Source organism: Exiguobacterium sp. s133 (assembly GCF_018618595.1).
Lineage (GTDB): Bacteria > Bacillota > Bacilli > Exiguobacteriales > Exiguobacteriaceae > Exiguobacterium_A > Exiguobacterium_A oxidotolerans.
In genome coordinates this window covers 282,901-308,016 of the sequence record NZ_JACSMK010000003.1, presented here as the reverse complement: position 1 = coordinate 308,016, position 25,116 = coordinate 282,901, and the positions used below count along the sequence as shown (strand labels likewise).

General features: G+C 50.2%; 25 protein-coding genes and 1 riboswitch. Of the genes, 22 read left to right on the top strand and 3 right to left on the bottom strand.

Annotation, left to right across the window (positions count from 1 at the left end; translation table 11 throughout):
* Positions 1–64: 64 nt before the first annotated feature.
* A complete protein-coding gene (locus tag KNP96_RS06495; RefSeq protein ID WP_088836825.1) occupies positions 65–1,171 on the top strand; it encodes a glycerol dehydrogenase in 1,107 nt (368 codons plus the stop codon).
* Positions 1,172–1,217: 46 nt separating this feature from the next.
* On the opposite strand, the gene KNP96_RS06490 is transcribed toward KNP96_RS06495, so the two are convergent.
* Both KNP96_RS06490 and KNP96_RS06485 read right to left on the bottom strand, forming a co-directional pair.
* On the bottom strand, positions 1,218–2,147 hold the full coding sequence (locus KNP96_RS06490; RefSeq protein ID WP_214769653.1) for a peptidoglycan DD-metalloendopeptidase family protein: 930 nt from the start codon (positions 2,145–2,147) through the stop codon (positions 1,218–1,220).
* 409 nt (positions 2,148–2,556) lie between these two features.
* The gene (locus KNP96_RS06485) at positions 2,557–3,291 is read right to left on the bottom strand and encodes a peptidoglycan DD-metalloendopeptidase family protein (protein ID WP_088836827.1); all 735 of its coding nucleotides are present in this window, start codon (positions 3,289–3,291) and stop codon (positions 2,557–2,559) included.
* A gap of 333 nt (positions 3,292–3,624) precedes the next feature.
* Between KNP96_RS06485 and KNP96_RS06480 the strand changes: the two genes are divergently transcribed.
* The 5 genes from KNP96_RS06480 to KNP96_RS06460 all read left to right on the top strand — a co-directional run bounded on the left by KNP96_RS06480 (position 3,625) and on the right by KNP96_RS06460 (position 8,145).
* The gene (locus KNP96_RS06480) at positions 3,625–4,089 is read left to right on the top strand and encodes an NUDIX hydrolase (RefSeq protein WP_088836828.1); all 465 of its coding nucleotides are present in this window, start codon (positions 3,625–3,627) and stop codon (positions 4,087–4,089) included.
* 391 nt (positions 4,090–4,480) lie between these two features.
* Positions 4,481–5,356: an SDR family oxidoreductase gene (locus KNP96_RS06475; RefSeq protein WP_214769651.1), complete on the top strand. Its 876-nt coding sequence runs from the start codon at positions 4,481–4,483 to the stop codon at positions 5,354–5,356.
* Positions 5,357–5,369: 13 nt separating this feature from the next.
* On the top strand, positions 5,370–5,558 hold the full coding sequence (locus KNP96_RS06470; RefSeq protein ID WP_029333410.1) for a hypothetical protein: 189 nt from the start codon (positions 5,370–5,372) through the stop codon (positions 5,556–5,558).
* 63 nt (positions 5,559–5,621) lie between these two features.
* Entirely contained in the window at positions 5,622–7,631 is a 2,010-nt protein-coding gene (locus tag KNP96_RS06465) for a catalase (protein WP_214769649.1), read from the top strand.
* A gap of 223 nt (positions 7,632–7,854) precedes the next feature.
* Positions 7,855–8,145: a hypothetical protein gene (locus KNP96_RS06460; protein WP_029333417.1), complete on the top strand. Its 291-nt coding sequence runs from the start codon at positions 7,855–7,857 to the stop codon at positions 8,143–8,145.
* A 152-nt stretch (positions 8,146–8,297) separates the two neighbouring features.
* Here KNP96_RS06460 and KNP96_RS06455 read toward each other — a convergent pair whose 3' ends face one another.
* The gene (locus KNP96_RS06455) at positions 8,298–9,482 is read right to left on the bottom strand and encodes an MFS transporter (RefSeq protein ID WP_214769647.1); all 1,185 of its coding nucleotides are present in this window, start codon (positions 9,480–9,482) and stop codon (positions 8,298–8,300) included.
* Positions 9,483–9,687: 205 nt separating this feature from the next.
* Here KNP96_RS06455 and KNP96_RS06450 point away from each other — a divergent pair, with 205 nt between their 5' ends.
* The 16 genes from KNP96_RS06450 (at position 9,688) to KNP96_RS06375 (ending at position 25,106) form a co-directional block, all read left to right on the top strand.
* On the top strand, positions 9,688–10,113 hold the full coding sequence (locus tag KNP96_RS06450; RefSeq protein ID WP_088836833.1) for an OsmC family protein: 426 nt from the start codon (positions 9,688–9,690) through the stop codon (positions 10,111–10,113).
* Positions 10,110–11,342, top strand: a complete 1,233-nt coding sequence (gene nagZ / locus KNP96_RS06445) for a beta-N-acetylhexosaminidase (RefSeq protein ID WP_214769645.1) — start codon at positions 10,110–10,112, stop codon at positions 11,340–11,342. The genes KNP96_RS06450 and nagZ overlap by 4 nt, the downstream gene beginning before the upstream one ends.
* 66 nt (positions 11,343–11,408) lie before the next feature.
* A riboswitch (TPP riboswitch) is annotated at positions 11,409–11,511 on the top strand.
* 89 nt (positions 11,512–11,600) lie between these two features.
* Positions 11,601–12,191: a thiamine phosphate synthase gene (locus KNP96_RS06440; protein WP_214769643.1), complete on the top strand. Its 591-nt coding sequence runs from the start codon at positions 11,601–11,603 to the stop codon at positions 12,189–12,191.
* Complete coding sequence (locus KNP96_RS06435) at positions 12,188–13,192, top strand: NAD(P)/FAD-dependent oxidoreductase (RefSeq protein WP_214769641.1); 1,005 nt, start codon at positions 12,188–12,190, stop codon at positions 13,190–13,192. Before KNP96_RS06440 ends, KNP96_RS06435 begins: the two co-directional genes overlap by 4 nt.
* Positions 13,176–13,379, top strand: coding sequence for a sulfur carrier protein ThiS (thiS, locus tag KNP96_RS06430; RefSeq protein WP_159172662.1), 204 nt, complete (start codon positions 13,176–13,178; stop codon positions 13,377–13,379). The genes KNP96_RS06435 and thiS overlap by 17 nt, the downstream gene beginning before the upstream one ends.
* Before the next feature lie 2 nt (positions 13,380–13,381).
* Positions 13,382–14,146: a thiazole synthase gene (locus tag KNP96_RS06425; protein WP_088836837.1), complete on the top strand. Its 765-nt coding sequence runs from the start codon at positions 13,382–13,384 to the stop codon at positions 14,144–14,146.
* Entirely contained in the window at positions 14,143–15,153 is a 1,011-nt protein-coding gene (locus KNP96_RS06420) for a ThiF family adenylyltransferase (protein WP_214769639.1), read from the top strand. The genes KNP96_RS06425 and KNP96_RS06420 overlap by 4 nt, the downstream gene beginning before the upstream one ends.
* Before the next feature lie 126 nt (positions 15,154–15,279).
* Positions 15,280–15,642: a hypothetical protein gene (locus KNP96_RS06415; protein WP_214769637.1), complete on the top strand. Its 363-nt coding sequence runs from the start codon at positions 15,280–15,282 to the stop codon at positions 15,640–15,642.
* A 179-nt stretch (positions 15,643–15,821) separates the two neighbouring features.
* Positions 15,822–16,943 carry an exonuclease SbcCD subunit D gene (locus KNP96_RS06410; RefSeq protein WP_214769635.1) on the top strand — a complete coding sequence of 374 codons (1,122 nt, stop codon included), beginning with the start codon at positions 15,822–15,824 and terminating at the stop codon, positions 16,941–16,943.
* Positions 16,925–19,936 (top strand): AAA family ATPase, encoded by a 3,012-nt coding sequence (locus tag KNP96_RS06405; protein ID WP_214769633.1) that lies wholly within the window; start codon positions 16,925–16,927, stop codon positions 19,934–19,936. Before KNP96_RS06410 ends, KNP96_RS06405 begins: the two co-directional genes overlap by 19 nt.
* Positions 19,937–19,948: 12 nt before the next feature.
* Positions 19,949–20,740, top strand: a complete 792-nt coding sequence (locus tag KNP96_RS06400) for an AAC(3) family N-acetyltransferase (protein ID WP_214769631.1) — start codon at positions 19,949–19,951, stop codon at positions 20,738–20,740.
* A gap of 59 nt (positions 20,741–20,799) precedes the next feature.
* Positions 20,800–21,537, top strand: a complete 738-nt coding sequence (locus KNP96_RS06395) for a Bax inhibitor-1/YccA family protein (protein WP_214769629.1) — start codon at positions 20,800–20,802, stop codon at positions 21,535–21,537.
* Positions 21,538–21,830: 293 nt separating this feature from the next.
* A complete protein-coding gene (locus KNP96_RS06390; protein WP_214769628.1) occupies positions 21,831–22,175 on the top strand; it encodes a PadR family transcriptional regulator in 345 nt (114 codons plus the stop codon).
* A complete protein-coding gene (locus KNP96_RS06385; protein ID WP_214769625.1) occupies positions 22,165–22,914 on the top strand; it encodes a permease prefix domain 1-containing protein in 750 nt (249 codons plus the stop codon). Before KNP96_RS06390 ends, KNP96_RS06385 begins: the two co-directional genes overlap by 11 nt.
* Positions 22,915–22,932: 18 nt before the next feature.
* A complete protein-coding gene (locus tag KNP96_RS06380) occupies positions 22,933–23,691 on the top strand; it encodes an ABC transporter permease (RefSeq protein WP_214769622.1) in 759 nt (252 codons plus the stop codon).
* On the top strand, positions 23,688–25,106 hold the full coding sequence (locus KNP96_RS06375) for a hypothetical protein (RefSeq protein WP_214769621.1): 1,419 nt from the start codon (positions 23,688–23,690) through the stop codon (positions 25,104–25,106). The genes KNP96_RS06380 and KNP96_RS06375 overlap by 4 nt, the downstream gene beginning before the upstream one ends.
* The last annotated feature ends 10 nt before the right edge of the window (positions 25,107–25,116 follow it).

The window sequence follows — 25,116 nt, the reverse complement described above, 5'->3', positions numbered from 1 at the left end:
CGCGAACAGGGAAACACTATTGTGTACGTCATTGTTTCGTGTTTTCTCGGAAAGGATGTTGATTATGTCAGAACGTGTCTTCATCAGCCCAAGCAAGTACGTCCAAGGAAAAAACGTCATCGACCGGCTCGGTACATACGTGAGCCCGTTCGGTGACAAAGCTCTGTTGATCGCAGACGATGTCGTCTTTAAAATCGTCGGGCAACGGATTCATGACTCCTTTGAAACAGAAAAAATTGGTATCGAACAAGTCGACTTTAGCGGCGAAGCATCGCGCCATGAAGTCGAACGGATCACGAAGCAGGCGAAAGAAGCGGACGTCCGCTTTGTCGTCGGGGTCGGCGGCGGGAAGACGCTGGATACGGCGAAAGCCGTCTCGGACGAACTAACGGTGCCTGTCGTCATCGTGCCGACGATTGCTTCGACCGATGCACCGACGAGCGCGTTATCAGTCATTTATTCAGACGCCGGGATTTTTGAGAGCTATCGCTTCTATAAAAAGAATCCCGATCTTGTCCTCGTCGATACGAAGCTGATCTCGGAAGCACCGGCGCGATTCTTCGCGTCCGGGATTGCCGACGCGCTCGCGACCTGGGTCGAGGTCAGAAGTGTCATCGCATTCGGCGGGAAGACAATGGCCGGTGGTCGGCCGACGATTGCGGCGGAAGCGATCGCGAAACGCTGTGAGGAAGTGTTGTTCGAACATGGTCGACTCGCGTATGAGTCGGTTCAAGCAAAAGTCGTTACGCCGGCTCTTGAAGCAGTCGTCGAAGCGAATACGTTACTGAGTGGACTTGGTTTCGAAAGTGGGGGACTAGCCGCGGCACACGCGATTCATAACGGCTTTACAGCACTTGACGGGGACATCCACCACTTGACGCACGGTGAAAAAGTTGCGTTCGGGACGCTCGTCCAGCTCGCACTTGAGCAACACAGTCAAGAAGAAATCGAGCGGTATATCGCATTTTATATGGACCTCGGGTTACCGGTCACGCTCGAAGACGTCAAACTCAAAGATGCCTCGCGCGACGACATCTTGAAAGTCGGGGAAGCGGCGACGGCAGATGGTGAGACAATCCATGATGGATTCGATGTGACGGCGGAAGAAGTGGCTGATGCGATCATCGCCGCGGACCGTTACTCGAAAGCCTATCAAGCAAAATTAAAATGAGTCAGAAAACAAACACCCCCGACCGGATGTGGTCGGGGGTGTTGTCTTATAAGTAATCGAGCGGATTGACACTGCTTGCAGCGGAGGTTGCGCTGTAGACATATGTACCACGATGAAGCTCGAAATGAAGGTGTGCTCCGAAAGCATTTCCTGTTTCGCCGACCGTTCCGATCAGTTGTCCTTGCGAGACCGTTTGACCGACGGAGACGCTCCGGCTATTTAAGTGAGCATAGAGGCTTGTGAAGGAAGATCCGTCAATTGTATGAGTCATCATGATGTAGTTCCCGTACGCGCCATAGTTTTTAGACGTCGTGACTTTACCGGCAGCTGTCGCATAGACGGGCGTTCCTTTTGCTGCACCATAATCGATGCCGTTATGGAACGTATAACCGTAAACGCCGCTCGCTGCCCCGTAACCTTGTGTAATCGGTCCGCTTGTCGGTGTGACGAAATCTTTTGAGGCTTTACTAGCACCTGAATTCGTTAATTTTAAGACCGCGTATTTTTTTACATAGTCGGCGTGCACATAACGCTTATCGCCATTATAAAGGAACTTAATCCAGTCGCCTTTTTTGCCGAGGTAGCGGTACGTTTCTCCACTATCGACCGAACCGACCTGCTGGCTGTTTGTCGAAGAACTTGTCCGGACACGAAGGTTATCCGCCATTACCTTGATTTTATAATAACGTGTGACTGAATATTTTTTGACATAAGACGAAGAAACATAAACTTTACTTGACCCGTATAAAATTTTTGTCCAGTTGCCGGTACGCCCGAGATACTTGTAGGTTTCTCCCTTAGCAACACCCGTAATGACGCTTGATGAAGTAGAGGGGCCGGTCCGGACGCGTAAACCGTCATCCATGACTTTAACTTTATAGTAAGTTGTCGCAGCATCGACTTTCGGGACTGCAAATGTTGTCAATCCAGCTACTGCAATGGCAGATACTGTTAAATTCGTTAATAATTTGTTCATCTATGTATGTCCTCCTTGAAACTCAACACGATAGGTCAGTTGTTTGTTGAAAATATGTTCTACTAAATTTCATAAATGAGTATAACATTACTTAAAATGTTTAAATATTACATTAACATTTCGGAAATGTTTCAATAGAATATATTTAAGCTATCCAAAAATAACATATGACATTTATTGGTTTTTCTATATATATCAACACATTTTAGATGTTTAAAAAATGTTCATACACTGGGGAATTGATAAAAAGTGTGACAAGTTGAAGTCGTTTAAGATAAAGTTGAAATGGAAATAATAGTATTTTTTAAAATTTGAATTTTTGTAATTTTGATGTTTAAAAAATTTTTTAAGTTTTCAAAATAGGAATCCTAACAAAAAAGACACCTGATTAGAGGTGCCTTTCTTTGGTTTAAAGTAAGTTGAGTGGGTTGACACTACTTGCGGCTGAAGAGCTGCTGTAGACGTAGCTGCCACGATGAAGTTCGAAGTGAAGGTGAGCACCGAATGCATTACCTGTGCTACCGACTGTTCCGATCTTCGTTCCTTTTGCAATCGTTTGACCCGCATAAACTTTACGTGAATTGAGGTGGGCATAAACACTTGTGTAGGTTAAACCGTTCACCTTATGTGACATCATGATGTAGTTTCCGTACGCGCCTTGATATTTTGAGGAGATGACTTTCCCAGTGGCTGTCGCATAAACAGGAGTTCCTGTCTTCGCTCCGAAGTCGACACCGTTATGGAACGTATATCCGTAGCGGCCGCTTGCATTGCCATAGCGTTGCGTCAGAGTCCCGCTTGTCGGGCGAATAAAGCTAGACGAGACGGATGCTTTTTTTGCAGTGCTTGTTTTAGACTTGAGGCTGTACTTTTTAACGTATCCTGAGTATACGTAGCGTTTTTCTCCACCGTAGATGATTTTCGTCCAGTTTCCTTTACGTCCAAGGTACTTAAACGTTTGGCCCGAGTTGACGCCTCCGATGATCCGGTATTTTGTTGAAGGGCCGGTCCGAACGCGAAGTCCGTCTGCCATGACTTTTACTTTATAAGAAGTACCAGCCGCTTCAACCTTACCTGTACCCGTAGCTGCAAATCCTGAAACGACAAGCGCGCTCATCGTCATAGTTGTCAAAATACGTTTCATGTTGTAAATCCTCCTGATGTGAAAACAAAGTGACGGGTTAATGAAAAATGAAATGACTGAGTCATTAAATAGGATGTGTTGTATATAGAGTAGATTGAGTTAGTAGAGTGAGTGGTGCTTTCGAACAAACTGAGTATAGCATTCGGAATTTACAAATCGATATTTCAATTTTATTTCTAAAATATCTTTAGATAATATATATTGTAATCTTCGTTTTGAGATAATTACGCAATCCCTTGAGACGAGGGTTTGTCCATGTCATCTGTTTGACTTTTTTATTACAAAGTCAATTATGGGAAATTATGATATTGTATCGAAACATAACAAAGGAGTGTGGAACAGTTGGATATTAACTTTAAGTTTGAGAAGCAACGATTCAATCACCGGGCGGCTGCCGTGATCGTCAAGGAAGGGTGTCTCTTAATTCATCGGAATATTCGAGATGCTTTTTGGGCATTACCAGGGGGACGGATTCAACTGATGGAGAGTGGGGAGACAGCGGTTGTCCGTGAAATCAAAGAAGAATTAGGATTAGAAGCACAAGTTAAACGTTTTTTGTGCGTTCACGAAAATTTCTTTACATATGAAGACGTCGCTTTTCATGAAGTCGGTTTTTATTACGAAGTCGAGTTGTTAAATGAGATCAATGTGACGACGGAAGATTTTTACGGTGTCGAGGGCGAGGAACTGATTTACCGGTTCGTCCCGATCGACGAATTGCCATCCATCGAATTCTATCCCCTACAGTTAAAAACGATGCTGAAGACAGGTGAGTGGGACCGTCTAATAAAAGAATGAATTCCTGGAGTAAGACTTGTATGCACCCTTTTTTGAAGGGGATTCTGGCTGTAGACAACGTGCGATTGGGAGATCAAGCGTCTTTTTTCGTTGCTTTCCCCGGGTGAGGCGCAAGTCGTCTCGAATCGCTTAGAACCGCGAAAAGCAATCGGTCGCGACTCTGCAGCTTTGCTGTAGTGGTGCGGAAGATTGCCGCTTTGAAGACGAGGCGAGACAAAGCAGCGCGAACGGATTGCCTCTTTTTATAGCCTGTTCATGTTTCATAAGAGTTTGTCTGTAGTCTGTATCCCCTTTTTGAAGGGGAATTTTTTTATGGAATGACGTTTATTCATACATGGCAAGGGAATGTTAACTAAGGAAGTCAATTATCACAGTAGAGGGGATGAGTGAGATGCGCGAAAAGCAACTGAGGGATATGCATGAAGAAGCAAAAGGGCAAACACAAGATCATCAACCAGGAATCGAGTCCGAAATGAATCCTGAACCGATTTATGACGATCCCGAGTATGTCGGCTCCGGGAAGCTGAAAGGGAAAGTCGCGCTTATCACTGGCGGTGACAGCGGGATTGGTCGCGCCGTCGCGGTCGCTTACGCAAAAGAAGGCGCAAATGTCGCGATCGTTTACTTAAATGAAGGACAGGACGCGGAAAAAACGAAGCAGTTAATTGAAGGGTACGGAGTTAAGGCCCTTGCATTTGCGAAAGACGTCAGCCGTCCGGAAAATGCAAAACCAATCATTGATCAGGTGCTTCAGGAATTCGGTCAACTGAATATTCTCGTCAACAACGCAGGAAAACAATTTCCGCAAGATGATTTTTTAGACATCACACCGGAACAGTTGCAGGAGACGTTCGAAACGAACATCTTCTCGATGTTTTATTTGACGCAGGCTGCCGTACCGCATCTTAAAGAAGAAGATACAATCATCAATACGTCGTCCGTGACGGCTTATCGCGGGGCACCGACGTTGATCGATTATTCGGCGACAAAAGGGGCGATTACGACGTTAACACGTTCGCTTGCATCGAGCCTCGTCGAAAAAGGCATTCGTGTCAATGCCGTCGCACCGGGTCCGATTTGGACACCGTTAATTCCGGCGACGTTCTCGAAAGAGAAGGTCGAAGCACATGGGGAAGACACGTTACTGAAGCGTCGGGGACAACCTTCAGAAAATGCTCCAGCTTATGTTTACCTCGCGTCACGCGACTCGAGTTACGTCACGGGACAAACCATCCATATCAATGGCGGCGATTATATTACATCATAAGGAGGTCTTTTTTATGAAGAAGAATCCGAACGAAGTACCGGAGCACGAACCGAATCACGAACCGAATGAAGTGCCGGGAACACCACCGTCGGAAATTCCGGACACGCCGCAAGAAGATCCAATCCGTCAGCCGGAGCCGGATACTTTTCCGGAACCGACAGAAATACCGGATGCACCACAAGAAGATCCGACACCGTATTGATGGTAGCGATGACCTAACTAGCTGATTGACACCGATTGCTTTTACTTATGGGGAGGTAACAGTATGACGAATAAAAAAGAAGAACAAATGAAGGCGCACCAAATCGATAACACGAAAAAAGCGGGACTGACGACGAATCAAGGGTTGAAAATGGCGGAAGATGAATTTTCGCTAAAGGCAGGACTACGGGGACCGACATTGATTGAAGACTTCCACTTTAGAGAGAAGATGACACACTTTGACCATGAACGGATTCCGGAACGAATCGTCCATGCTAGAGGTGTCGGGGCACATGGTGAATTTAAGGTATACGAACCGCTAGCTGAGATTACGAAAGCGGGCTTTTTGAACGATCCCTCGAAAACGACACCGGTCTTCGTCCGTTTTTCGACGGTCCAAGGGTCACGCGGTTCAGGAGATACGGTCCGTGATGTCCGTGGTTTCTCGACGAAGTTTTATACGGATGAAGGCAACTACGATTTAGTCGGGAATAACATTCCGGTATTCTTCATTCAAGATGCCATCAAGTTTCCTGATTTCGTCCATGCCGTCAAACCGGAGCCACATACGGAAGTTCCGCAAGGCGCAAGCGCGCATGATACGTTTTGGGATTTCATCGGTCAAAATCATGAGACTGCACATACGGTCATGTGGGCGATGAGTGACCGTGGAATTCCACGGAGCCTTCGGATGATGGAAGGGTTCGGCGTCCATACATTCCGACTCGTCAACGCACAAGGGAAGGCGCACTTTGTTAAGTTCCACTGGAAACCAAAACTTGGTGTTCATTCGCAAGTCTGGGATGAAGCACAAAAAGCACTTGGTAAAAATCCTGATTTCCACCGCGTTGATTTATATGAAGCAATCGATAAGGGGGATTTCCCGGAATGGGAGCTCGGACTGCAATTGATTGCGGAAGAGGATGAGTTCAAGTTCGATTTTGACATTCTCGATCCGACGAAACTATGGCCGGAGGAAGAAGTACCGGTCCGACTCGTCGGTAAAATGACATTGAACCGCAATGTCGACAATTTCTTTGCGGAAACAGAACAAGTAGCGTTCCACCCAGGACACATCGTTCCGGGAATTGATTTTTCAAATGATCCGTTGTTGCAAGGGCGGTTGTTCTCATATACGGACACACAGTTGTCCCGACTCGGAGGACCGAACTTCCATCAAATCCCGATCAATCAGCCGGTTTGTCCGTACCATAACAATCAGCGGGACGGCATGCATCAGATGGCGGTCCATAAAGGACAGACGAGCTATCACAAAAATGGTTTGAATGAAAATCAGCCTGAGCCTGTCCCGGTCGAAGAAGGCGGTTTTGAACATTACCAGGAAAAAGTCGACGGCCATAAAGTGCGTGGCCGGAGTGAAAGTTTCCTCGACTTTTATTCACAGGCGAAGCTCTTTTACAACAGCATGACTGCTGTTGAACAACAACACATTCGTGATGCCTACAGCTTCGAGCTCGGAAAGTGTGAATCTGATGTTGTCAAAACGAATGCCGTGGATTTGCTGAATCATATCGACCATGCCCTCGCGAAAGAGGTTGCGGAGAACATTGACGTTGCGGTACCGACGACGGATGAAGGGGTTCAATCAGAGAAACGCTCAGATGCCCTCAGTATGGAACATACGATTCGAAAAACGGATACGCGCAGTGTTGCTCTGTTGCTTGCAGGGGACGTGGATGCAAATCAGGTGAAGGCGTGGGTCGAAAAACTGGCGGAGCATAACATCAATTACAGCCTCGTTGGTAAAAAAGCCTATACACTAGGTGAAATGAAAGTAAAAGAAACGTATGATACGGTCGATTCAAGTTTGTTTGACGCCGCATTCTTAATCAGCGCATCTTCAAAAGTAGCGGACGACGTGCTCGAATTTATCGAGAACACGTATAAACATGCTAAACCGCTGGCGTTACATCTCCATGATGACTCAGTACTCGATAAGTGCCGTGTTGAAACGGATCAACCGGGTGTCTTCTTATTCAAAGAACATAACTTGGATCATTTTGATTCGTTCATCGAAGGCATCGCCCAAGCACGTTTTTGGGACCGGAAATAAGAATAGTCAAGGACCTCCAGCGTTGACGGGAGGTCCTTTTGACGTCGTCAAAAAAACGTATGCCTTCAATCATTATGTAGATAAGGCTCTTTTTTTGATGCAGACGCTTCACCCCTTTATAAAAGAATCGTATAAGCCTTTAGTAAATGACAAAATAATCAAAAAAATAGGAACTTTTTAGGCATATATCCGTAGAATAGGTTAAACAAAGGGGGAAGTTCAGATGGAAATTATTTTGGGGATTATTGCAGTCGGGGCAGCATTTTGGTTTTTCTTCAGTTACTTACTTGGCTTCAAAAAGAAAAATATCACGATGACGTTTGACGATCGTTTTTATACGCTCGATGAGCATGTCAAAGCAATTGAGCAGAAATTAAAGCAGGACGGAAAACAGGTCGAGTACTTAGGAAACCGCCGCTTTTTAGTAAGCGGGAAACGTTATCTTTTCGTTGAACGGACGGTTTCGATGTCTGGTGTTCCGATGCAACAAACGATTTTAGAGTTTGAAAAATAATCGAAAAAGCACGATGCCGACCTGGAAGAAAGGGGCATCGTGCTTTTATTATGGGTATGAATAGAAGCTCAAACGTTAATTTCCCTTTCGTACTACCAGTTACCAGTTTATAGGATGCGGGTTCATTGGATCATTATGTTCAAGTTACTTGATTATGAGCGTCGGTCGAGTCGGAAGCTGATTGCAGTCAACAACGCGGCAAGCAAAGCGACAAGTCCGCCGACGAGCGCCGTATTCATCATCGGTCCGCTCGCGTAAACGAGTCCACCGAGCGCGGAGCCGAAAGCGATCCCGACGTTACTTGCGACCGGCATCAAGGACGCAGCGAGTCCTTTTGCTTCCGGGTTGAACTTTTCCGCCAAGTCAATCAGATAGATTTGTGTCGATGTCGTCAATAAAATCGACATCAGTGACATCAAAGCGATATTGACCAGTCCGAGCGTGACGGATGATGTCGTGACATATAAGGCCGCCAAGACGAACGCTTGCACGACGAACACAAACCGTAACCGACCGATCGGATTATGACTGGCGATTTTCCCGGCCAGAATGTTACTGAAAATCGAGACGACGCCGTACGCGAGGAGGATTGGACTGATCCAGGCCCGCGGCAGCTCGAGTTCAAGTTCGAGGATCGGCACGAGGTACGTGTAGACGACATAGGTCGCACCAAATCCGAACGACGGGATGAAGAAGGCAATCATGATACGTGGGTTCGCGAGCAGGCGCAGTTGATCCTTAACGGAACTTGACGCCGTCGCCTGTTGCCGCGGGACGACTTTGAAAACGGCGAAAAAAGCAATCAGTCCGAGGGCTGTCGTCAGCCAAAACGTCGCTTCAAAACCGGCATGTTGCCCGATGAACGTGCCGATCGGGACGCCGAAGACGTTCGCGAGCGTGAAGCCGCCGAAGATGAACGACACGGCGACACCGCGTTTCGCGACCGGGACACTGTCACTCGCGACGACCATCGCAAGCGAAATCAAGACACCGGTCAGGACGGCCGTGACGATCCGTGTTGCGAGCAGTAGCGAGTAGGTGTCGGCGATGCTGCTGCAAAAGTTCAAGACGACCCAAACAAAGATCAGGCTGAGCATCAATTTGCGACGTTCGAAGCGTCCCGTGATCGACATCGTGAACGGTGTCCCGATCGCGAAGGCAATCGCAAAGGCGGAGACGAGTGTGCCGGCTTTCGCAATCGTAATTCCGAGGGCCGAAGCGATTTCTGATAAAATCCCGACAATGACGAATTCGCTTGTGCCTAAGACGAACGTCAGTAAGGAGAGGGTGGCGATTAAAAGCCAGTCCGTTTTACTTAAACGGGTAGTAGATGACATATCAATTCCTCAATTCTAGCGCTAAGCAGCGCGAAACTATCGTTTTTCAGAATAGCATGATTCGTGTGTCAGGTGAACGGGAATCGGATGGAAACGGAAAAGAAGAATTATTTTGAATAGCATGTCAATTTTCTTCAGGTGAGACTACGCTATAATGAAGGAGAGCGAAGCGAACCGAACTAAAAATCGAAAGGTAGTGAGAAAAATGCAAGCGACAATTACATGGAATCACAAGATGGGCTTTAGTGGAGTGACGGAGTCCGGACACCAACTGGCAATGGATGCAGCACCTGAAAATAACGGGGAGAACGGAGCACCACGACCAACTGAATTGTTGTTACACGCAGTCGCCGGCTGTACGGGAATGGACATCGTCTCCATTTTAGAAAAAATGCGTTTACCGTTAACCTCGTTTGAGATGGACATTGAGGGAGAACGGGCGACGGAACACCCGCGCCGCTTTACGACGATTTCGATTCATTATCGTCTCGAAGGCGACTTGCCGGATGATAAAGTCCGCCGGGCCGTCTCGTTATCAAAAGATAAATACTGTTCTGTCTCGAAATCACTGAATGCTGAAATTGAAGTCTATTATTCAATCAATGGCGTAAGAAACGAGGAACCGCTTTGAAACCGATTTACCTGCTTTTAACGGCTTGCTTTTTGACGGCATGCGCGAGTGAACCAGCAACAGAACCGAAGACGAAACCGGAACCGAAGACGAGTCAGCAACAGCCGGTCGCTGACGAACCGACGGCTGCCGACCAGGCGGAGCAAGACATCAAACGTCAGCTCGCCAAACTCTCGACTGCTGAAAAGGTCGATCAATTGCTGTATATCGGGATCAGCGGGACGACGTTATCGGACGCGGACCGAAGTCTGTTAAACGATCACGCGATAGGCGGTGTCCTGTTACTCGGAGGCAATATCACGTCAGACGCCCAGCTGAAAACCTTGACGGCAGCAATCAAGAACGCACAAGACGACGAAGCGCTCGCGTTCCTCGGCTTCGATGAAGAAGGAGGACGTGTCAGTCGTGTCCCGGATCAAACGTTTCATTTACCTCCGAGTCTGACGCTCGGTCAGAAAAACGATCCGGCATTGATGCAAAAGACCGGACAGGCGCTTGGTGCGATGTCACGGTTTTATGGATTTAATATGGATTTCGCCCCGGTTCTTGATGTCAACAGTAACCCGGCGAACCCGATCATCGGTGACCGGGCACTCAGTGCTGAGCCGGATGACGTCGCCTGGCTCGGTGTCCCGTTAATGCAGGGAATCAAGTCGGAAGATGTCGTGCCGGTCGTCAAACATTTTCCCGGACACGGCGATACGACCGTCGATTCGCATGTCGGCTTACCGACCGTGACGAAGACGAAAGCGCAACTCGAGCAACTGGAACTCGTCCCGTTCAAAGCGGCAATCGATGCCGGAGCGGAAATGGTGATGGTCGCACACATTTTATTCCCGGCGCTCGACCCAGACAATCCGTCGTCGTTATCAGAGCCGGTCATGCAACAGCTGTTGCGTGAAGAGTTGAAGTTCGATGGCGTCATCGTGACGGACGACCTCGTAATGGGTGCGATCACGAAACAATATGGTCTCGCCCAAGCTTCGCGTCTCGCCCTCGAGCGTGGTGCCGACATGGCGATGTTCTCGCAAGCCGGTGCTTATGCGGATGTCCATGCGGCAATTATGCAGGGGATCAAAGACAAGTCGTTATCACGGGCTGACCTCGACGCGAAAGTGACACGTGTCTTACGTCTGAAACAAACGTATGATTTAGCAGACACGAAGCTGATTCCAACGCGTGAACAATTGACGGAACAGGTCAAAACGGTCACGGATTGGCTGAACTGACAAGTCAGACTAGAAATCAAGCGAGCGGTCATGGTAGACTACGAATGAACCAACCAACACTAAATAGTTCTACACTAGGGGAGTCTCGCAGCAGACTGAGACGGAAATATCCGGACCCTTTGAACCTGATCTAGTTCGTACTAGCGGAGGGAAGTGGCTTCTGATTATCATCCTGTCTCAGGTCTTACCTGGACATTTTTCGGACCACTCCATCATGTTCATGGGGTGGTCCTTTTTGTGTAGCAAGGAGGAGAAGGTATGCGTCCGAAGTTACATATTGTGACGACCGGGACAAAAGAGCTGACACATCTTCTAGAAGTCTTGCCGGCTGTTGTGCCTTATGTCGACATGATTCATATCCGGGAACCGGGTTGGTCGGCGGACCGACTCGTCCAATTGATCGAGGAGCTAGTATGCGCCGGTGTTCCACGTGAAAAACTAATCGTCCATGACCGGCTCGATGTCGCCCTCGTGACGAAGTCAAGTGTCCAGTTGACATCGCGCAGTATTCCCGTCGCTGTCGTGCGGCGTCAATTCAGCGAGCTACAAATCGGCCGATCAATCCACTCCTTGACGGAAGCGCTTGAGACGGGCAGCGACTTCGTCATGTATGGTCATGTCTTTGCGACGGCGTCAAAACAGGACGTCGCCCCGCGCGGACTAGCGGCACTCGCGCAAATCGTCACGTTTTCAAAAGTCCCCGTCATCGCGATTGGCGGGATTCAGCCGGAGAATGTCGCGGGTGTCCTCGCGACCGGAGTTGCTGGCATCGCTGTGATGTCAGGGATTCTCGGTCAGGCAAATCCGGTCGAAGCAGTCCGGTCGTATCGCGAGGTGCTTGATCAATGAAAGCAACAGAGACGTTAATCGTCGGCGCAGGCGTAATCGGTTTGACACTCGCCTACGAATTGCTCAAACGAGGACAACCGGTACGCGTGCTTGAGCAAAATCGTTCCAGTGAAGGAGCGACGCGAGCGGCAGCCGGCATGCTTGCGACGGATCATGAACTGATCCCTGCCTTACATCAACTGGCGGCAGCGAGTCGACAGCTTTATCCCGACCTCGTCCGTGAGCTGTTTAATGAGACCGGCATTGATAGTGGCTATAAAGAAAACCCGTTTCGACTGATCCGTGCAGACGGGGACATCCGGTTCGCTTCAGTCGGTCAAATCGATCCCGTCCAGTTGACGCGTTCGCTCCGTCACGCGATTAAAGCCCGCGGAGGTGTGATTGAAGAACAGACAATGGTCACGGGACTGCACCGGGCAGGGGCGACCGTCGTCGGCGTTGCGACAAGTAACGGTAAGCGCGAAGCCGGGAACGTCGTGGTCGCAAGCGGTCGGGGATCAGAAGCGTTACTCGCGACGAGTGGTGTCGAGATCGCGACGGTACCGGTCAAAGGCGAATGCCTCGCCGTCCGGCTTCCGGGACATGTCTTGACCGAGACGTTGTTTAGCGACGACGTGTACCTCGTTCCGAAGTTTGACGGACGGATCATCATCGGGGCGACGGAACGGATCGGTGACGAGACGACAGGGGTCAGCGTCAGCGGGATTGAACATCTCCTGCAGGCGGCGGCGCGACTGTTCCCAGCAATCAGAGAAGCGGAAATCGTGGACATCTGGTCCGGGATTCGTCCACAAACAGCGGACGGATTGCCTTATCTCGGGCAGGTCCCGGGAGTCGGGCACCTATTCGTCGCGACCGGGCATCATCGGCACGGGATATTACTCGCCCCGATCACGGCGTCCGTCCTGGCAGACGAGGTAACGGGAATCACGCCGAAATATGAGCTTCGCCCGTTTTCATTACATGAATCGAGGAGGAACACGAATGCAACTCACCATTAATGGTCAACCGTATACGCTTGACGGAACGATTTCGACAATCGACGGATTGATTCATCATCTCAATTTGACGGAAAAAATGGTCATCATCGAACAGAATCGACAGATTGTCGAGCGGACAGCATACCAAAACACACCCATTCAAACAGGCGATTCTTTTGAAATCGTTCACTTCGTAGGAGGCGGTTAATCATGTTAACGATTGGTCAAACGACATTTCAGTCGCGGTTATTACTCGGAACGGGCAAATACCCCGACGTGACGACACAGCAGCAAGCAGTCGAGGCATCAGGAGCAGACATCCTGACCTTTTCCGTTCGCCGGATGGATATCTTTGAAGCGAGTCAACCGAACTTTTTAGAGGCGCTTGATTTGAGTCAGTATCATTTATTACCGAACACGGCGGGGGCGAAGACAGCGGAAGAAGCGGTTCGGCTGGCAAAACTTGCCCGCGCGTCCGGACTGTGCGACATGGTCAAAGTTGAAGTCATCGGCTGTGATAAAACGCTGTTACCGGACCCGATCGAAACGTTGCGGGCATCGGAAGAATTATTAAAAGAAGGATTCACCGTCTTACCGTATACGTCAGACGATCTGTTGTTGGCACGAAGACTGGAAGAACTCGGGTGTCACGCCATCATGCCTGCCGCGTCCCCAATCGGATCCGGACAAGGAATCCTTAATCCACTGGCCTTAAGCTTCATCATCGAACAGATGACGGTCCCGGTCATCGTCGACGCAGGAATCGGTTCACCGACCGATGTCGCCTACGCAATGGAACTCGGCGCAGACGCCGTCTTACTTAATTCGGCCGTCGCCCATGCGAAAGACCCGGTCAAGATGGCGCGAGCGATGAAGCTTGCCGTCGAAGCGGGACGACTTGGCTTTGAAGCGGGACGGATCGAAAAGAAACGGTACGCGACGGCGAGCAGTCCCGAGACAGGGATGAGTCGATGACGGATCGTTATTCACGGCAAACCCGGTTTCGGCCGATCGGTCAGGCGGGACAAGATGAGCTGACAAAAAAACATGTCCTCCTCATCGGCATGGGCGCACTCGGAACGGCAAGTGCCGAACAACTCGTCCGGGCCGGAATCGGCAAGCTGACGATCGTCGACCGCGATTACGTCGAGTGGAGTAATCTCCAGCGGCAGCACCTTTACACGGAGGACGATGCCGCGCAGCATGTCCCGAAAGCGATCGCGGCGGAGCGCCGCTTAAATGCCATCAATCAGGAAGTCGAGATTATAGCCCATGTCACCGATGTCACGCGTTACGAATTACCGCAATTGATCTCAGGTGTCGATTTGATTCTTGACGCAACCGATCACTTCGATATCCGGATGCTGATCAATGATGTGGCGGCGCAACACAAAATTCCGTGGATTTACGGCGGGTGCGTCGGGAGTTACGGCATGACCTATACGGTCCTCCCGAACGAGACCCCGTGCTTGCATTGTTTGCTCGAACATTTACCGCGCGGGCAAGCGACGTGCGAAACGGCGGGGGTGATTGGTCCGGCGATTCAACTCGTCGCCGCGTATCAAGTCGCGGAAGCCTTGAAGCTCCTCGTCGGTGCGACGGACGCGCTACGGCAGGAATTGCTCGCGTTCGACGTCTGGACGAATGAACAGAGCCGCATCAATGTCGCGTCTTTGAAGAAGGCATCATGCCCGTCCTGCGGCGAGAACCGGACCTATCCGTATTTGACGCACATGCCGGTGCAGTTTACAACATTGTGTGGACGTGACGCCATCCAGGTCCGTGGAGATGAGGCGCGTGACTTAGAACGTCTTGAACAGAATCTGAGCCCGGTCGTCAGTATCGTCGCGAAAAATCCGTACTTGCTCAGTTTTAAGACGGAGACGCATCGATTCGTCGCCTTTCGTGACGGACGCGTCCTGATTCACGGGGAACAGGAACTCGTCCGTGCAAAACAGCTCTATCACGCCTTTTTCGGTTAAAAAGTCATAAAAAAATCAAACTAACATTCAAAATATATGTTTTAGATGTTTTGAAAAGAGGTAAATAAGACTTCAAGACACAAAATGGCGTTTTAGGTAGACTGAAAGCGAAGAGGAGTGATTAGGATGAAACAAGAATTCGATAAAGTGGTCCAATCATCGGACCAGACGAAGCGGACAGAACAGACAGCTGAACCGGTTCAGCAGGCGAATTGGAATCCAGATCGGTACCGGACGAACTTAAATCCGTTCTATCTGTCACCTTGTAGCGTCGAACGACGGGAAGATATTGAAGCACATGCCAATCATCTGATCGAAGTTGAACCAGACGCGTCCCCTCTTGCCCAAATTTTCGAACAACAACACACAGCCCATATACCGAACAAACATCAGAGCTCAAAATTCACGACAGGAATTGTAGTCGGTGCTATCATCGGAGGATCCGTCTCCATCATCACTTCTGTCAAGCGGTTGCGGCACAAACATTAAGGAAATGAATGCATGGAATGTAAAGGATAGTAAGGTCCGGTCGCGTCCGGTCTTTACTGTCTTTTTTTTGATTATAGACGCATGCCGGTTCGAAACGTATGTGCGGACGAGAGTCGTCTTGATCGTTTCAGACGTGTTAAACTGGACTTAATATATTAGTAAAGTGAGGGTGAGGAAACATGAAATGGATTCATACAGCGGATTGGCATTTAGGAAAAATCGTCCACGGCGAATCGATGATTGAAAATCAACGCGCCGCGCTCGAAGCATTTTTAGCGTTACTCGACCGGGAACGCCCGGACGCGGTGGTCATTGCGGGCGACTTATATGATCGCGCCGTCCCACCGACCGAGGCGGTCGAACTGCTCGACGCGACACTCGCGGACATCGTCCTCGATCGCGGGATTCCGGTCATCGCGATCAGCGGTAACCACGATTCGGCGGAACGGCTCAGTTTCGCGACGACCCTGCTCGAACGGTCAGGTCTGCATCTCGCCGGTAAATTAACACCGGTGATTGAGCCGATCGAGATTAAAGGCGTCAAGTTTTATCCGGTCCCGTTCGCAGATCCGGCCATCGTCCGTTACGTCTATCAGGACGACACGATTCGGAATCATGACGAAGCGATGCGAAAAATCATCGAACCCTTAACGATTACAGGACCAAGCGTCCTCGTCGGTCATGCCTTCGTCATCGGTGGACTTGAGACCGACTCGGAGCGTCAACTGTCGGTCGGGACGGCAGGGCAAATCAGTGCCAGTACGTTTGCGCCGTTCACTTACACGGCGCTCGGTCACCTACATAACCCGCTCGCAATCCGTTCCGAGACGATTCGGTACAGTGGATCACTTTTAAAGTATTCCTTTTCGGAAGCGAGTCACGTCAAAGGCGTCGATATCTTGACGCTCAATGATGCAGGAACGTTTGATCGTCGCTTTGAACCGATTGCCGCGAAACGAGATTTACGGGAGTTGACGGGAACGCTCGCCGAATTGATGGATCCGACGTTCGTCGCGACACAATCGACGGACGACTACATCAAAATCAACTTGACGGACGCGGAAGCGTTGATAGATCCGATGGGTAAGCTGAAAAAAGTTTATCCGAACATCCTGCATCTCGAACGGACCGGTTTTACTAGGGAAAGCGCACGATCCGTCCAAGCATCGCGCGACCAGGTCAAGACGGCGACGCTAACCGATTTATTCAGTGAATTTTATGAAGCAGTCCGGGAAAAACGACCGACGGATGCGATGCAGACCGTCCTAGAGGAGGAAGCGACATGCGGCCAGAACGATTGACCTTACGGGCGTTCGGCCCGTTCGCAGAAGAACAGACGATTGATTTCACGGCACTCGCCGGACGGACGATGTTCGTCATTTCCGGTAATACGGGAGCCGGCAAAACGACGATTTTTGATGCCTTGACGTTTGCCCTTTACGGGGAGACGTCAGGCGGCGAACGGGAGATGACGGATTTACGGAGTCATTTCGCGCGCCCTGATGTCAAAACGGAAGTCGAACTGGAATTTTTACTGAAAGGTGAACGCTATCGTGTGATTCGCCAACCGAGCCAACCGCATCCCGTCAACAAAACGGACTATGCGCATGAGGCAGAACTGGCACGGTTCGACGGGACGGCGTGGCAACCGCTCGCCGTCAAAATCCCCGAAGTCAAGCAACGGGTTCAAAGTCTCTTGCAGCTCGACCATAAACAGTTTTCGCAAATTTTGCTGTTGCCGCAAAATAAATTCCGGGAGCTGTTGATGGCGGAGTCAAAAGACAAACTGCAAATCCTGAAGCAACTGTTCAAGACGGAGCAGTACGGTGAGTTCCAGCAACGCTTGCACCGGAAAGCACTCGATCTTGCTGCCGCGATCAAAGAGACAAAAACGAAACAGCTCGCAAAACTGGAGGAATTGCCGTTAGAAGTTGATTGGGTCAATCAAAATGAGACGACGATTCGGAGCGTGACGGATGAATTGTTAGCGTCGCTCGATGAAACGATCACTGCCGCCAAAACAGTCGAACAGCAGGTGCGTCAAGACGTCAATCAGGTTAGCGAACGCTTCCGCCAGGCGGAACAACTCGAACATGCCTTCGTCGAACATGAACGGCTGTCGCGACTCGAGCAAGAACTCGCCGTGACGTTACCCGACATCACGCGACAAGCGAACCGGTATGAGATTGCGACACGTGCCGCGGCCATCACGGGACGATACGATGCCTTCTTGTCAGAGCAGCAGACGGTCGTCCGCCTGGAGACGGCGCAAACGCAATTGACGTCAGAACTGACGACGTTGCAAGGACGTCTTGACCAAATCACCGGTCAAGCGGAACAGTTAGCGAGTCGCGAACAAGAAATTCGTGACGGGGCCCGACGGATCGACCAAATCGAGACGGAATTGAAGCAACTGCGCGAACAGGAACACCTGCAACAAAAACAAAAAAGTTTAGCGGAGGACGTCGCACGCCTGAACCCGCAAGCATTACTGACAGAGCGTGAGACCAAACGTGCGGAACGGACCCGCATCCAAGCAGAACTCGCGGCACTGGCTGACGTCTCGGACACGCAACTGACGTTGCAGGAACGGCGCTTCAGCCTTCAGACTCTCGAACAAAAGCGGCTCGAGTGGCAACGGAGTGAAACGGAACGGCAACAATTGATTGAACGCGGGACCCGTGTCCGGAAAGAAAAGGATGAAGCGGAAGCGGCCTATGCGGAAGGGCGGCGAAAAGAACGGATGCAACTCGCGTCCGAGCTTGCTGAACATCTGCACGACGGGGAAGCGTGTCCCGTTTGCGGGAGCCGTGAGCACCCGGAACCAGCGGTGAAGACACAGCTGGATGACGTCGAAGCGTTGCATCAGCTGTATTTAAAAGCGCAGACGGCCCACCAGGAATTACAGGCGACGTACCGGACAATCGTCGAACGGAAACGACAACTCGAGCACGATATCGCAACACTCGGGCAAGAACAGACGCTGCCGACGGAACTCGATCTGATTCGGACGGAAATCAACCGCCTCGTCGCAGCAGAAGCAGAACAAAAACAGCAACAAGATAAAAAACGTCAGCTCGAACAACGCTTGCGGACGCTCGAAACAGAACTTGAGACACTGACGAGTCAAATCGATCAGCAGCTCGCGGCACAAGGGAAACTCGAACTTGAGCTTGCCCGACTTGATGCATTGCTGACGAAAGCAGGCGAGCCGTCAGCGTCGAAAGGGGTTCTCGAACAGGAACAACAGACATTGCAGGCGAAACAGACACAATATGAAACCGACCGGGCGATGGTCGATCAACAAAAAAATCAACTCAATCGGGAAGTCGCAGAACGACAGGGACGCCTTCAACACATTACCGAAGAGGCGACGACACATGTTGCAGCGCGGACGCAAGCGAAGGCTGACTTGGAACAGGCCCTGTCGGAAGAGCATTTTGAGACGTTAGAACAATTCGAACAGGCGCGATTGTCCCGGCAGGAGATGCAACAACTCGCAGCGATGCTTGAAGCGGATCGTGTCAAGCGCCAGGAAGTCGCGACAGGACTCGAACGCTTGAAACAACAAATCAATGCCGCGGCACGTCCGGATCTCGCGCATTTACGGACGCTTGTCGAAACAGCGGAAGGACGCTTGGCGGAAGCGACAGACCAACGTGTCGGTGCCGAGAAGGAACACATCCATGTCAAACAGCTGATCGATGCCTGGGCGACGCTCCAACAAACGATTGAAGCCGAGGACGCCCGGTACGGGATCATCGGGGAGCTGGCACGGGTTGGAGTCGGTGAAAATGCGCAACGGATGACGTTCGAAACCTACGTCCAGACGGCGTACTTCGATGAGATTCTCCAGGCGGCGAACCGCCACTTGACGGAGATGACGTCAGGTCGCTTCCAGCTTGAGCGGAAGACGGAAGCCGGTAAAGGCTTGAAGAAGTATGGCCTCGACCTGAATGTTTTTGATGCTTATACGTCACAGACACGGCATGTCAAAACATTGTCCGGGGGCGAAAGCTTTAAAGCGTCGCTGGCGCTGGCGCTTGGTCTCTCGGAAGTCGTCCAAGAAGCGAGTGGCGGCGTTTCCCTTGAGACGATGTTCATCGATGAAGGATTCGGAACACTCGACCCTGAGTCGCTCGAACAAGCGATCGAGACGTTACTGTCGATTCAAGCGAGCGGACGGATGGTCGGGATCATCAGCCACGTCCAGGAGCTGAAGTCACGGGTCGATGCTAAAATTGAAGTCACGCAAGGAAAAACAGGCTCGACGATACAGCTTGTCGTTGAATAAGGAGTGAGACGGATGGAAGTCAATCAAATGGTAACGAAGTCGGATTTAATCCGCGACCTGAAACAGCTCGGGGTCGAACCAGGGATGAAAGTGTTCGTGCACAGTGCGATGAAACAGATCGGCTGGGTTCCGGGCGGGGCGCAAGCGGTCATCGAAGCTGTCCAGGAAGTCGTCACCGAGACGGGCTTGATCATGATGGCGACACAAAGTACCGATAACTCGGACCCGAAAAACTGGAGTCGTCCTGCCGTACCGGAGGAATGGTGGGAGACGGTCCGTCAAGAAATGCCGGCGTATGATAAACGGAAGACGCCGACGCGGAGCGTCGGCAAAGTGCCGGAATTGTTCCGGACATTTCCGGATGTCGAGCGCAGCGACCACCCGATGTGGTCGGTCGCAGCCTGGGGCAAAGGAGCAGCAGAGTTCGTTGCTGACCATACGCTCGAGAACGGATTCGGTCCCGGATCACCGATTGAACGGTTCATCGAGGCGGACGGTCACATTCTGCATATCGGCTCACCGTGGGATGCGACGACGGTCTGGCATTATGCCGAGTATGGGATTGAGCGTCCGGACATCGAGAGCGGGTGTAAAATCAAGCGAGGCGATGACGAAGAGTTCGTTCACTACTGGCACCGCTTGATTGATAGCGACCCATTCGGTCCAATTGGTGAAGGGTTCACGGACGAACCGTTCGTGACGAGCGGAAAAATCGGTCGTGCGACGTCGCACCTCGTCTCTGCCAAAGAATCGATTCCCGTCGTCATGTTCCAGCTGAGTGCTTTAAATAGCTGGTTAAGCTGAAACTTTTTCGGGAACGATTCGTAATAAGACACAGAGAAATTAAAAGGAGTGAACGCAAGATGGCATCACGATTTAAAGTTAACCCAGCGCTGCGCCGCGGTTTTGAGACGGCACGGGCTGGGGAACGACCGATGACGAAAACAGGGACGATGAGTAAGATTTTCTTAATGCTCGCCCTCGTCACGGCAGCAGCCGGAGGAACATGGTTCTTTTTAGCCGCGAATCCGCAATTTTTATTCCCGGCCTTGATTGGCGGGATCGTCCTCGGACTGATCCTTGCTCTCGTCATCACCTTTAAACCGGCTACGGCACCTGTTCTTTCACCGGTCTATGCGCTGGTCGAAGGGGTCGCAGTCGGTGCGATTTCCTTAATGTTCGAAAGCATGTACCCAGGCATCGTCGGAAAAGCCGTCGTCGCGACGTTCGTCGTCTCGTTCGCGATGTGGTTCGTCTATACGACCGGGATGATTAAAGTGACACAACGGTTCCGTTCCGCTGTCACGGCAGCGATCCTCTCGATTCTCGTCTTGTACGGTGTCAATTTCCTGCTCGCCTTGTTCGGTGTCGACCTCCCGTTTATGACAGGCAGCTCGCCGCTCGCGATCGGGATTCAGTTTGTCATCGTCATCGTCGCCTCGCTGTCACTCGTGATGGACTTCGACTTCATCTCGCGTCAAGTCGAGGCACGGGCACCGAAGTCGATGGAATGGGTCGCCGCGTTCGGTTTGATCGTGACGATCATCTGGCTGTACATCGAGTTACTCGATTTATTGTATCGTTTAGCCGCGCGTGACTAAAACCTGTTTAACACATCGTTTCCGTTTTGGCGGAGACGGTGTTTTTTTTTTGATAAAGCGTTGCTGGGCAAATGCTTTTTTCTTCCCGTGCTTTCCTCGGGCGAGGCGCAAGCCGTTGCTCCTTGATCCTAATGGACAATGAGCAGGGTCTCGCCAGCCTCTGATAGCGCAAGAAACTTCCCGTAGGAGTCACGAGAAGCAAAGCATTTAGGGTATCATGCTTCGTTTTTAAATAGTACCTTGCATTATAGAGTACATTGTTTTACATTGTATATAAGAGGTGGTGGGAGAAGATGGAAATTGATAAAGAGCTGTTAAAAGGGCATATCGACACCTTGATTTTAGCGTTATTAGTCGACAAGGACCGTTACGGCTATGAAATTGCAAAAGAAGTTCGTGAAAAAAGCGCCGATGCATTCGAATTAAAAGAAGGAACACTTTATCTTTCACTGAAGCGACTGGAAAAGAAAACAGCCGTCATCTCGTACTGGAGTGACGAAGCGGCCGGTGGGGCACGCCGTAAGTATTACCACCTGACGGACGAAGGGCAAGCGTTACTACGGACGAAACGGCAGGAATGGCAAGTCGTCAAACGATTGATGGATCAATTTTTAGGGGGGGACAACGATGATAAATGAGTATGTCGATCGGCTTTATCGTACAGCTGATCCGGAGTTGCCGGAAACGAAGGAGCTAAAAGACGAAACGCGGCAACATCTGGAAGAAACCGTTTCTGAGTTGATATCAGATGGGTATGCGCAACAATTAGCGATGAAGATAGCGATCGAGCGCTTTGGTGGCGAAGAACAGTCGCAGGCGTTGATTCAAGAATTGCAACTGGTGCAAAAGCTATTCGCAAAACGGATTTTGCGTGCCGGGATGATCATGTTGGTGTTGAGTCTGATGTGCGGGATTAGTGGGTTTGTCGTGCGAAGCATGACGGATATGAATCAGCAAAACATTCTGTATCAATTAGAGGACGAATGGCGAACCGCGGATACAGCAACACTCAAGAACATCGTGCAACAAAACAAGATGGTGACAAGCGCTCGTATCTCCAGTCTGTCTGAAACGCGTATTACGCTAGAACAAAGTTATCAACAATACTTCCCACCCTTGTTGGCACCGTTTCTCACGACAAAAATGACAGCAGCACCGGACGAGGGCTGGCAGGTGGAACTTGATGTAATTGACACGGTCGTCATCGGACTGGCGCTTGCATTAATTGGGTTATCAGCGGCACATGTCTTGTTTGCAATCTGGATTATCATTCAGCGGCACCGGACGGACCGGTTGTCACGAATGACGACCGTCTTGTCGGTCGTGATTCCAGCGCTCAGCATCTTGTTGTATTACGTAACGAAAAAACGACTATAATCGAAGGAGGGGACGCAGTTGCAACACATCATTTGGACAGAACTAAAACGAAGTGGGACGCGGCGGACGCTGTTTATGGCATTGCTGCTTCCGCTGATAATCCTATTGCAGTTTAACCAAGTCCGGGCCGGATACATGTTCGAGTCGTGGCACGGCGTGTTTGAAGAATCAGCCGGAACGATAGTCGCAATTACGTTTCCGTTACTCTGTTGTGTGCTGTACTTGCCGACGGTCGCCCGTGAAATCGACCATCAGTTCATCCGGTACGCTCGGACCCGTGTTTCGCTAAGGGACTATCTCATTGCCAAAGGAGTCGTCAACGCCTTAATCACGTTTACCGTCTTTTTTGTGACGATTCTCGGCTGGATGGTGTTTCTACGTTACGTCGAGCCTCTGTTACATTGGATGACGTATGAGCAGGATATCGAATCGTTGACGACGTTCACGCAAGTCTTCACGACCGATGGCATCTATATGCTTGCATACGCGGGATGGGTCGGACTGAACGCAGTAGTATATGCGACGATTGCTTATTTGGTATTGATTCTGTTCGGAAATTTGTTTATGGCGATCGGCATTCCGTTTTTGTTTTATCATCTGTTGAACTTTGCGACAGGGTTACTCAGCGTTGCCCGGTTTTCACCAATCAGTACGATTTTTCCATTTAACATTACCGCGATGCCGCTGTGGACAATTTTTGTTCCGTTTAGTGTTCTCGGGTTGATGTTGCTCGGTCTGATGATCACGGGGATGAAGCGAACGGAGTGGGAACTGTGAGTCGGATTACTTACGCGGTTTGTTGGCTTCAAGTAACATTCTTCTCCTGTTTCTGGATGTATCAGGATCAACGGGAGGCACTTGATAAAGGGATCGTGTTTAATCAATGGGATTTGCTGACGGCGGTGACGATGAATACATACTTATTGATGTACGACATCTTATTGCTCGTAATCGTATTGTCAGTTGTTCGGGTACGAACGGATTTAAGGGACTTCCGTTTGATTCGCTTCCGAAATACGCGGACCGCCATATTCGAGAGCACTAAACGGTTCGGCAAATCGTGGGCGACCGGACTGTTGTTGTATGTAATTGTCGGATATCTGTTCGCACTTCAGGCACCGTCTGAAACGAATTGGAGTCTTGCCGCACGGGCAGGACAAGTGTTTTACATCCCGAAAGACTCGGTGTTTCTTAACATGTCGCCACTACTCGCTCATTTTTTACAACTCGGCTTTTTATTTGTCGGCGGTCTGCTGATTCATTTGCTGCTCGGTCTAGTCTATGTGCTGTCGAAACGAACTCAAGTCCTGTATCTGGCGGGTGTGATTGGCTTTGTCTGGACCACTATGGCGTTTCAGTCAGGTATTTCTGCCAATTTGTTTTTGTTGTTGTCGCTACCGGCAATGATTGCGCATCAGGCATTCCAAGATTGGTTAGGATTGATTGTTCTCCTGACGGTCGTTTTGCTGCTGCTTGATCGTCCGTTACAATTCCCGCGGCAGTTTACTGCAAGTAGTATGTACATCGCATGTTGCCTGTTGATTTTTCTCGTTCAGCCAACAGGACAAACGTATGGTGATTACCTGCTGACGGTGTTCAGCGGTGTCCGTTCCGACAGTTTCTCACTGCAGGCATATTTGAACCATGCCGTCTTATTTTTTGGTTACACATACCTATTGACGCAGCGTTTTGAGCGAGATGTCATCGATCAAGGACTCTATCATATCATCCGGCATCGGTCATTGAATCGATGGTTTTCCAAACAAGTGGCTTGGCTTCTTGTGACGGCAACGGGGACAGTCATCGGTCTCGTCAGTTTAGCGACACTTTTTGCATTTTTACGGGGCGTCGAGTGGACGACAAAGGTGAACGGTTTGTCAGTTGATCTCGCGACGATTCTTTACCAGACGATCATCAACGGGACACTCCAACTCATCGTGTACGGATTGATTCTGTTTTTGGTCTTGTACTGGACGCGCGAAGCCGTTCAAGGGATTTACTGGATCGGAGGAGGGATGGTCGCACTGTTACCACTCGTTCAAAACGACTGGATTCCGATTGGACGAAACGGAACAGTTCAATTGCTCGACAATTCCGCTTACACGATCAGCATCCAACTAGTTGGAGCAAGCCTCTTCGTTTATATCGTCATCCAGTTCGTGTTCAAAAAACACGTCCGGACAAATCATTAAGGGGGAAATA

Excerpts from the sequence above, each read along its gene's own strand:
- KNP96_RS06495 (WP_088836825.1), top strand. The coding sequence starts at position 65 with ATGTCAGAACGTGTCTTCATCAGCCCAAGCAAGTACGTCCAAGGAAAA.
- KNP96_RS06490 (WP_214769653.1), bottom strand. The coding sequence starts at position 2,147 with ATGAACAAATTATTAACGAATTTAACAGTATCTGCCATTGCAGTAGCT.
- KNP96_RS06485 (WP_088836827.1), bottom strand. The coding sequence starts at position 3,291 with ATGAAACGTATTTTGACAACTATGACGATGAGCGCGCTTGTCGTTTCA.
- KNP96_RS06475 (WP_214769651.1), top strand. The coding sequence starts at position 4,481 with ATGCGCGAAAAGCAACTGAGGGATATGCATGAAGAAGCAAAAGGGCAA.
- KNP96_RS06470 (WP_029333410.1), top strand. The coding sequence starts at position 5,370 with ATGAAGAAGAATCCGAACGAAGTACCGGAGCACGAACCGAATCACGAA.
- KNP96_RS06465 (WP_214769649.1), top strand. The coding sequence starts at position 5,622 with ATGACGAATAAAAAAGAAGAACAAATGAAGGCGCACCAAATCGATAAC.
- KNP96_RS06460 (WP_029333417.1), top strand. The coding sequence starts at position 7,855 with ATGGAAATTATTTTGGGGATTATTGCAGTCGGGGCAGCATTTTGGTTT.
- KNP96_RS06455 (WP_214769647.1), bottom strand. The coding sequence starts at position 9,482 with ATGTCATCTACTACCCGTTTAAGTAAAACGGACTGGCTTTTAATCGCC.
- KNP96_RS06450 (WP_088836833.1), top strand. The coding sequence starts at position 9,688 with ATGCAAGCGACAATTACATGGAATCACAAGATGGGCTTTAGTGGAGTG.
- KNP96_RS06440 (WP_214769643.1), top strand. The coding sequence starts at position 11,601 with ATGCGTCCGAAGTTACATATTGTGACGACCGGGACAAAAGAGCTGACA.
- KNP96_RS06435 (WP_214769641.1), top strand. The coding sequence starts at position 12,188 with ATGAAAGCAACAGAGACGTTAATCGTCGGCGCAGGCGTAATCGGTTTG.
- thiS (WP_159172662.1), top strand. The coding sequence starts at position 13,176 with ATGCAACTCACCATTAATGGTCAACCGTATACGCTTGACGGAACGATT.
- KNP96_RS06425 (WP_088836837.1), top strand. The coding sequence starts at position 13,382 with ATGTTAACGATTGGTCAAACGACATTTCAGTCGCGGTTATTACTCGGA.
- KNP96_RS06420 (WP_214769639.1), top strand. The coding sequence starts at position 14,143 with ATGACGGATCGTTATTCACGGCAAACCCGGTTTCGGCCGATCGGTCAG.
- KNP96_RS06415 (WP_214769637.1), top strand. The coding sequence starts at position 15,280 with ATGAAACAAGAATTCGATAAAGTGGTCCAATCATCGGACCAGACGAAG.
- KNP96_RS06410 (WP_214769635.1), top strand. The coding sequence starts at position 15,822 with ATGAAATGGATTCATACAGCGGATTGGCATTTAGGAAAAATCGTCCAC.
- KNP96_RS06405 (WP_214769633.1), top strand. The coding sequence starts at position 16,925 with ATGCGGCCAGAACGATTGACCTTACGGGCGTTCGGCCCGTTCGCAGAA.
- KNP96_RS06400 (WP_214769631.1), top strand. The coding sequence starts at position 19,949 with ATGGAAGTCAATCAAATGGTAACGAAGTCGGATTTAATCCGCGACCTG.
- KNP96_RS06395 (WP_214769629.1), top strand. The coding sequence starts at position 20,800 with ATGGCATCACGATTTAAAGTTAACCCAGCGCTGCGCCGCGGTTTTGAG.
- KNP96_RS06390 (WP_214769628.1), top strand. The coding sequence starts at position 21,831 with ATGGAAATTGATAAAGAGCTGTTAAAAGGGCATATCGACACCTTGATT.
- KNP96_RS06385 (WP_214769625.1), top strand. The coding sequence starts at position 22,165 with ATGATAAATGAGTATGTCGATCGGCTTTATCGTACAGCTGATCCGGAG.